Source organism: Streptomyces sp. NPDC001393, from assembly GCF_053597455.1.
On the sequence record NZ_JBSFIH010000116.1, the window covers coordinates 1 to 8,288 of the forward strand.

The following is an 8,288-nucleotide window of genomic DNA, read 5'->3' on the forward strand; positions in this document are numbered from 1 at the left end:
ACGACGGCGGAGGCGACCGCTCCCAGACAGTGGCCGCCCTGCGCCTGGTGCTTCCCCGCCTGCTCGACGCCGGCTATCACTTCGTCACCCCCTAGCTTGACTCTGTCAGAGTCAAGCTAGCCGACGGGGTGTGGGGGCCGCCCCGTGCACCCCGGGCGTGCGGCCCCTCTTCGCCGCCTGAGCCGTCCCACGACACCGTTTCGACTGTGCACGACAGGGGCGTCGACTGCTCCACTCAACGACTTCTCAACCTCTTCTCAACGTCTTCGGCCGTTGCCTCGTGCAGGCTGGTCCAGGCCAGTACCTGCTTCACTTCCGTCGCTCCGGCGTCACGGGCCCACAGTCTTACGTGGGGGGTAAACACGGCGGGTTTGTTAAATGTTCAGATTCCGGCCGTTGCCGTGACAGAACTGGCGGCTACTCATGTCCCGCATCGCCGCCCGCGTCATCAGTAGCAACTGGAGTTCGTTGTGACCCGCCGATCCATACGACTGGCCGCCGCCCTCGGTGTCGCCACGACCCTCGCCGGAGGCTCGCTCGCTACGGCGTCGGAGCTCACCGGCTCCTCCGCCGCGCCGCAGAAGCCCGCAGCCGCCAAGCACGTCCTCCTGCTGTCCGTCGACGGTCTGCACCAGTCAGATCTGGCCTGGTACATCGCCCGCCACCCCGGCTCCGCGCTGGCCCGGCTGGTGAACAGCGGCGTGCACTACACCAACGCGCACACCACCAACCCCTCGGACTCCTTCCCCGGCATGACCGCCCAGGTCACCGGCGGCGGCCCGGGCACCACCGGCATCTACTACGACGACGTGTACAACCACGCCCTGCTCCCGGCCGGCACCACCCACTGCAAGGGCGTCAAGCCCGGCGCAGAGGTGGACATGACCGAGGACATGGACAAGAACAAGGCCTCCCTCGATGCCGGCCAGGGCCTGAAGAACCTGCCCGGCAGCATCCTGCAGATGACCGGCCGACCGCAGAGCCTGCTCGACCCGAGCAAGCTGCCCGTCGACCCCACGACCTGCAAGCCGGTCTACCCGCACTCCTACCTGCAGGTGAACACCGTCTTCAACGTGGCCCGCAAGGCCGGCCTGCGCACCGCCTGGTCGGACAAGCACATCGCCTACGACATCCTCAACGGCCCCTCCGGGACGGGCATCCAGGACCAGTTCTCCCCGGAGATCAACAGCGACGCAGGCGGCTACCCGGCCGGGAACGACTGGACCACCGACAACAAGGCGACCGAGCAGTACGACAGCTACAAGGTCAAGGCCGTCCTCAACGAGATCGACGGCTACGACCACAGCGGCACCCACAAGGTCGGCACCCCGGCGGTCTTCGGCATGAACTTCCAGTCGGTCTCCACCGCGCAGAAGCTGCCCTCCTCCGACGGCCTCAAGGGCGGCTACGCGGCCAAGGGCGTCCCCGGCCCGCTGCTGCAGAAGAACCTCGACTACGTCAACACCGAGGTCGGCGCGATGGTCAAGGAGCTCCAGGCCAAGGGTCTGGCCGCGAGCACGGACATCATCCTGTCCGCCAAGCACGGCCAGTCGCCCACCGACCCCAAGGCCCTGACCCGCGTCGACGACGGCCCTCTGCTCGACGGGCTCAACGCCGCCTGGAAGAAGAAGCACCCGGGCGCCGGCGACCTCGTCGCGCACTCCGTGGACGACGACGGCATGCTGCTGTGGCTGAACGACCGCTCCGCCGAGGCCACCTCGTTCGCCAAGCAGTACCTGCTCTCGCAGAGCGGCAAGGGCACCGACATCAACGGCAAGCCCGTCAAGTCCATCACGAACGGCGGGCTCAGCAGGGTCTACGCGGGCAAGGAGGCAGCCGAGTACTTCGGCGTCAAGCCCGGTGACGCCCGGGTCCCGGACCTGTTCGGCATCGCCAAGTACGGCGTGGTCTACACGGGCGGCACCAAGAAGATCGCCGAACACGGCGGCGCCCACGCCGACGACCTGAACGTCCCGCTCGTCATCTCCGGCGCAGGCACCCCCGCAGGCGTGACCAAGACTGCTCACGTCGAGACCACCCAGATCGCCCCGACGATCCTGTCCCTCCTGGGCCTCAACCCCCACAACCTGCAGGCCGTCCAGAAGGACCACACCCAGGTCCTGCCGGTCCACTGAGACCCCCGGCAACCCGTGCATGCGTGTCGTCAAGTGCTGCATGTGCTAACTGCCTGACGCCAGGTCACGTCTGCAGAGGCGGTGTACCGCCGGGGGTGCCCCATGGCTGACGGGGGCCACTTGGATGGCACCACGACCATGCGGTCTTCACTGAGTCCGGGCGCCCGGAACAGGTCCCCGGCGCCCGGCGTGGCTGCTACTTCTTGTGGCAGCCCCACTTGCCGTTGACCTTCGTGTAGTGCTGACCCTTGGGGCACTTCTTGTGGGTCGGCGTGGGGTGGGGTGTTGCCGCGTGCTGACTGTCGGCCACATTGGCGTTCGCCGGTACCGCGAAGGCGGCACCCGCAGAGGCCACCGCTGCTCCGCTGGCGAACATGCCTGCGGCGACGCTGGCGACCAGAGCGCGTGCGATCCTGCTTCGCATGATCGGCAACCTTTCTGTAGTCGGCATCACTGCTGTTTGATTGTTGGCACCGCTCCCCGCAGATCGCATCTCGATAGCCGCCTCCACCACTCCAGGGCATCGCCCCGCGCCCGACCGGACCTCCACCACCTGGGCCGGCTTCATGCCCTCCCAGGTCGACGCCCTCTTGGCCTGCGCCTTCATCGAGACCGACACCCTCACCGGTCAGGGCGGGTACGTCACGCCATCCGGCGAGTACTGATCTTCGGCACAACAGGGCACCCCCATTACCTTCTTCGTGGCCCCGCAATGGGGCTCCCGGCCTCTGGAGCCGGCATGACTGCTCCCCCCTGTCGAACGCATGGCCCGGGGGGTGGTGTCACCGGCTCCGGAGGCATCGACAGACCGCTGATTAGGGGCATGACCACCGGCTTCTCCGGAAGCAGGGAGGCTCTTCGTAATGTGGATGTGGCGATCGGTGCCGTGGGACGGCCGGGCGAGTACGACCGGAGACTGCACGTGATCGACACCAGCGACATCGGCGCCTTTCTCGGCTTGGACGTCGGCAAGGGCGAACACCACGCCACCGCCGTCACCCCGACCGGGAAGAAAGCCTTCGACAAGCGGCTGCCCAACAGCGAGCCGAAGCTGCGGGCCGTCTTCGACAAGCTGACCGCGAAGTTCGGCACCGTCCTGGTGATCGTGGACCAGCCCGCCTCGATCGGCGCCCTCCCGCTCACCGTCGCACGGGATGCGGGCTGCAAGGTCGCCTACCTGCCCGGCCTGGCAATGCGCCGGATCGCCGACCTCTACCCGGGCGAGGCCAAGACCGACGCGAAGGACGCCGCGGTCATCGCGGACGCCGCCCGCACCCTGCCCCACGCGCTGCGCTCGCTGGAACTCACCGACGAGATCACCGCCGAGCTGACCGTGCTGGTCGGCTTCGACCAGGACCTCGCGGCCGAGGCCACCCGCACCTCCAACCGGATACGCGGCCTGCTCACCCAGTTCCACCCCTCGCTGGAACGCGTCCTGGGCCCTCGCCTGGACCACCCGGCCGTGACCTGGCTGCTGGAACGCTACGGCTCCCCGGCCGCCCTGCGCAAAGCCGGCCGCCGCAGACTCGTCGAGGTGATCCGGCCCAAGGCCCCCCGCATGGCCCAGCGGCTGATCGACGAGGTCTTCGACGCACTCGACGAACAGACCGTCGTCGTCCCCGGGACCGGCACTCTCGACATCGTGATCCCATCCCTGGCCCGCTCCCTGGCCGCCGTCCACGAACAGCGCCGGGCCCTGGAAGCCCAGATCAACGCCCTCCTGGAGGCACACCCTCTTTCCAAGGTCCTGACCTCGATGCCCGGGGTCGCGGTCAGGACCGCCGCAGTGCTGCTGGTCACGGTCGGCGACGGAACCAGCTTCCCCGCCGCCGCCCACCTCGCCTCCTACGCCGGACTCGCCCCGACAACGAAGTCGTCGGGGACCTCGATCCACGGCGAACACGCGCCCAGAGGCGGCAACCGGCAGCTGAAACGGGCGATGTTCCTCTCGGCCTTCGCAGCCCTGCACGACCCCGCCTCCCGCGCCTACTACGACAAACAACGCGCCCGCAAGAAGACCCACACCCAAGCCATCCTCCGCCTCGCCCGCCACCGCATCAGCGTGCTCTTCGCCATGCTCCGCGACGGCACCTTCTACGAACCACGCACCCCCGAAGCAGCCACCGCATGACCACTCAGCCTTGACGAAGGACATAGAGGCACCCCCCGCGGGCTGGGTCGCCCAGACCTCCCGGAACCTCGTCATGGACCTGGAGGAGGCCGCCGTTGCCCTTGCCGGTTCACACCATCGCTCCGGCCGCCACGATGCTGGCTGCCCCGTCCGCAACTCCCGACATGCCAAGTGCGTCGGCGGCATCCCGGCTGCCGTCAAAGCGGTTGCAACGCATGACTGCCTTCGCCCCGTGTGCTCATCGCCGGTGGGACGTCTTCATCGTCTCCTCGGCTCCTCGCCTGCTGAACACCATCCTGACGCGCTTCACAGGCGTTGTCCTGGGACCGTCCGCCCCTTGCCAGTGCGGGGGATCAGCCGTTCGGGCCCGTATCCCATGATGTCGATTGGTTCTATTTGGGTTGGATTATGGGTGTACGGCTCCGTGGCGTCGGCAGTCAGCAGTTCACGCGCGGGGTGATTCCGAGGTTGGCAGGGCAGAGAGATGACCGACAGTCCGTCTTCGTCGCGTCCACCGGCGCACGAGGAGCAGACACCCGTCGTACACCTGTCGTCGCTGGTCAGGCGCCCTGTGGCGGACCGGGGCGGTCGGGCGCTCGGCCGTCTGGCCGATGTGATCGTTCGGCTGCGTGGCGTGGACTATCCGCTGGTGACCGGGCTTGTGATCGGTGTGGGCCGTCGTGAGCTGTTCGTGCCGATCGAGCAGGTGGCTGCCCTCGACGGCCGGGAACTGGTCAGGCTCGAGAGTGCCCGGCTGGATCTGCGTCCGTTCGAGCGGCGTGGGGGTGAGGTGCTGCTGCGTGCCGATGTGCTGGGGCACCGGCTGATCGACGTCGCCGAGGCGCGCCTGGTGCGAGCTTCGGACGTGGAGCTGGCCTACCGGGACGGGCAGTGGCTGTTGTCGTGTGTGGACACCCGTCGGCCCCATCGGCTGCTGGGGATCTTCCGTGAGCGCCCCGCGGGGCACGCGTGCCGGGACTGGAAGGCGTTCGAGCCGCTGATCGGGCACAGCCGCAGTGTGCCGGCCCGTCGCCCCACGGCCCGCATCCGGCGGCTGCGGCCGGCGGAGATTGCCGACCTGCTCGAGGACGCCTCCCGGGACGAGGAGCGCGAGATCCTCGGCGACGTCGGGCAGGACCCGGAGTTGGAGGCGGATGTCTTCGAAGAGCTCGAGGAGGACCGGGCGTCCCGGCTGCTGGGTGCCCGGACGGACGAGGAGATCGCCGGCGTGCTGGCCCGGATGCGTGCGGACGACGCGGCCGACGCCATCGGCGATCTCCCGCAGGACCGCCGTCGTCCGGTGCTGGATCTGATGCCGGCAGGTCAGCGCGCGAAGGTGCTGACCTTGATGGGGTTCAACCCCGACAGCGCAGGCGGTCTGATGGGCGTGGACTTCCTCGCGCTGCCCCCGGACGCGCCGGTGGAGGAGGCCGTCGCGGCGGTCAGGAGGGCACGCCGGTTGCAGCCGGAGGCGTTGACCAGCGTGTACGCCGTGGACGAGGACGGGCGGCTGCTCGCCTTCGCTTCCCTGGTCGCCCTCCTGCAGACGGATCCCTGGGCGCGGCTGGCGGAGGTGAGTGAGGCGGACCCGGTGCGGGTCGGGCCGGACACCGATCTGGTGGACGTGGCGCTGCTGATGACCGACTACAACCTGGTCGTCCTGCCGGTGGTGGACGAGGACGGGGTCCTGCTCGGCGTCATTACCGTCGACGACGTGTTGGAGGCGACGCTGCCGGAGGACTGGCGGCGCCGTGAGGTGGCCCCGCCGCCTGACGTGCACCGCACCGCGGGGCCCAGTGGCACCCCCACGGCCCGGGCGCAGGATGCGGAGCCCCCGTCGTGAGCGAGCCCCGGCCCGAACCGCGCTCGCCGCAGACGCCCAGGCCCGGCTCGCCGTCGGACCATGGGTCTCCGCCGGACCACGCCCCTTCAGTCGACCGCGGACAGTCACCCGTGCACGGCCCACCCGCACCCGGTGGGCGCCCTCCGGCGCCGGACAATCGACCCGCCGACTCCACGACCCCGGAAGCCCCCACGCCCCCGCACGCCGCACCGCCGCACCCAGGCACGCCGGGCGAGCATGGCGGCGCCACCCACGAGCCCACCGCTGCCCCTACTCGCCGGCCCGAGCCGACTCCAGCCCGTACTACCCAGCCGCAGCCCACCCCGGCTCCCGCGTCACGTCCGCGTGCCCGCCCGACCGCAGTGCTGGACGAAGCCCACCTAGGCGACATCGAGGGCGCCCTGGGACGCATCCGGCTGGAGGAGGCCGACGCCGGCCGCAGCCTCAAGCGGCGGCTGCTGACCTTCCTGGCCATCGTCGGTCCTGGTCTGATCGTGATGGTCGGTGACAACGACGCCGGGGGGATCTCTACCTACGCTCAGGCGGGCCAGGACTACGGCTACAGCCTGCTGTGGGTACTCCTGCTCCTCATCCCGGTCCTCATCGTCAACCAGGAGATGGTGGTCCGGCTCGGCGCGGTGACCGGTGTCGGACACGCCCGGCTGATCAACGAGCGGTTCGGCAGGTTCTGGGGCTGGTTCAGCGTCGGTGACCTGTTCGTGCTGAACTTCCTGACGATCGTCACCGAGTTCATCGGCGTCTCGCTCGCCCTGAGCTACTTCGGCGTCAGCACGTACATCGCCGTACCCGCCGCCGCCCTCGCCCTGGTCGCGATCACTGCCACCGGCAGCTTCCGCCGCTGGGAGCGCGCGATGCTCGCCTTCGTCGCGGTCAGCCTCCTGCTCGTGCCGCTGGCGCTGCTGTCCCACCCCCGCTACGGCTCGGCCGCCTACCACCTCGTCGTGCCCGGCGTACAGGGCGGCATCACGCCCGAGGCGGTCCTGCTGATCATCGCGATCGTCGGCACGACCGTCGCCCCCTGGCAGCTGTTCTTCCAGCAGTCCAACATCATCGACAAGCGCATCACGCCACGATTCATCGGGCATGAACGCGCCGACACCGTGCTCGGCTCTCTTGTCGTGGTCGGCGGAGCCGTCGCGATCGTCATCGTGGCCGACTACGCCGTCCGCGGCACCGGCGCGGCCGGGCACTTCACCGACGCGCTCGGCATCGCGAACGCGCTCGGCGCGCACAGCCGCGCCCTGGGAGCCCTGTTCGCCGTCGTGCTGCTGGACGCCTCCATCATCGGCGCCGCGGCCGTCACCCTGGCCACCAGTTACGCCTTCGGTGACGTGTTCAACCTGCGCCACTCCCTGCACCGCAGCTTCGGCGAGGCAAAAGCGTTCTACTCCACCTACGCCGGCATGGTCCTGGTCGCCGCCGCCATCGTTCTCATCCCCCGCGCGCCCCTTGGCCTGATCACCACCGCGGTTCAGGCCCTGGCCGGGCTGCTGCTGCCTTCCGCCAGTGTGTTCCTGCTCCTGCTGTGCAACGACCGGGCGGTCCTCGGCCCCTGGGTCAATCCGCGCTGGCTCAATATCCTGGCCGCGGTCATCATCTCGGTGCTCCTGATGCTGTCCGGGATCCTCGTCGCGACCACCCTGTTCCCGTCGCTGAACACCACCCAGGTCACCGTATGGCTCGCCGGGGTCCTGGCCGTCGGACTTCTCGCCGCCGGAGCGTGGCTGCGCATCGTCCGCGCCCGCCGGCCACCGGCCGCGGCCCGGGCGCCGGAAGTTTCCCGCGCCGAACGCGAGAGCTGGCGGATGCCGCCCCTGGCCCTGCTGGAACCGGTCGTATGGTCGCCCGGCCTGAAACTCGGAATGAGCCTGCTGCGCGGCTACCTCGTCATCGCCGCGCTCTTGCTGCTGGTCAAGGCGATCCAGCTCGGCTGAGCAGACGTCCGGCACCCGTCGGCCGCCAACGACTGCATGACGCAGTTGCCGACCATGGCCGACATCACACCACGGCGACGTCAACAGCCCATCAAGAAGTTGCGAGCTTGCGCAAGCGTGGGTCTAGACTCTTAGAGGTTGTCTCACGTGGTGACGGTGCGAGCTGCGGCATGATGTCTCTTCGTGGGTGTCGATCTGTCGCAGCGGCTGGTTCCTGACGGTCT

6 protein-coding genes and 1 pseudogene are annotated in these 8,288 nt (G+C 69.2%); 6 read left to right on the forward strand and 1 reads right to left on the reverse strand.

All coding sequences use genetic code 11. From position 1 onward, the window contains the following. Positions 1 to 95 (forward strand): annotated as a pseudogene (locus tag ACWC2T_RS45245) (polysaccharide deacetylase family protein); the annotation flags it as partial. A gap of 375 nt (positions 96 to 470) precedes the next feature. Next, complete coding sequence (locus tag ACWC2T_RS45250; protein WP_450676123.1) at positions 471 to 2,135, forward strand: alkaline phosphatase family protein; 1,665 nt, start codon at positions 471 to 473, stop codon at positions 2,133 to 2,135. A 196-nt stretch (positions 2,136 to 2,331) separates the two neighbouring features. On the opposite strand, the gene ACWC2T_RS45255 is transcribed toward ACWC2T_RS45250, so the two are convergent. Further along, positions 2,332 to 2,559, reverse strand: coding sequence for a hypothetical protein (locus ACWC2T_RS45255; RefSeq protein WP_450676124.1), 228 nt, complete (start codon positions 2,557 to 2,559; stop codon positions 2,332 to 2,334). A gap of 43 nt (positions 2,560 to 2,602) precedes the next feature. On the opposite strand from ACWC2T_RS45255, the gene ACWC2T_RS45260 reads away from it, so the two are divergent. The 4 genes from ACWC2T_RS45260 to ACWC2T_RS45275 all read left to right on the forward strand — a co-directional run bounded on the left by ACWC2T_RS45260 (position 2,603) and on the right by ACWC2T_RS45275 (position 8,064). After that, positions 2,603 to 2,800 carry a hypothetical protein gene (locus ACWC2T_RS45260; protein WP_450676125.1) on the forward strand — a complete coding sequence of 66 codons (198 nt, stop codon included), beginning with the start codon at positions 2,603 to 2,605 and terminating at the stop codon, positions 2,798 to 2,800. Positions 2,801 to 3,057: 257 nt separating this feature from the next. After that, on the forward strand, positions 3,058 to 4,266 hold the full coding sequence (locus tag ACWC2T_RS45265; protein ID WP_450676128.1) for an IS110 family transposase: 1,209 nt from the start codon (positions 3,058 to 3,060) through the stop codon (positions 4,264 to 4,266). Between the two features lie 484 nt (positions 4,267 to 4,750). Further along, complete coding sequence (locus ACWC2T_RS45270; RefSeq protein ID WP_450676126.1) at positions 4,751 to 6,109, forward strand: magnesium transporter MgtE N-terminal domain-containing protein; 1,359 nt, start codon at positions 4,751 to 4,753, stop codon at positions 6,107 to 6,109. A 362-nt stretch (positions 6,110 to 6,471) separates the two neighbouring features. Beyond that, on the forward strand, positions 6,472 to 8,064 hold the full coding sequence (locus tag ACWC2T_RS45275) for an NRAMP family divalent metal transporter (protein WP_450676127.1): 1,593 nt from the start codon (positions 6,472 to 6,474) through the stop codon (positions 8,062 to 8,064). The last annotated feature ends 224 nt before the right edge of the window (positions 8,065 to 8,288 follow it).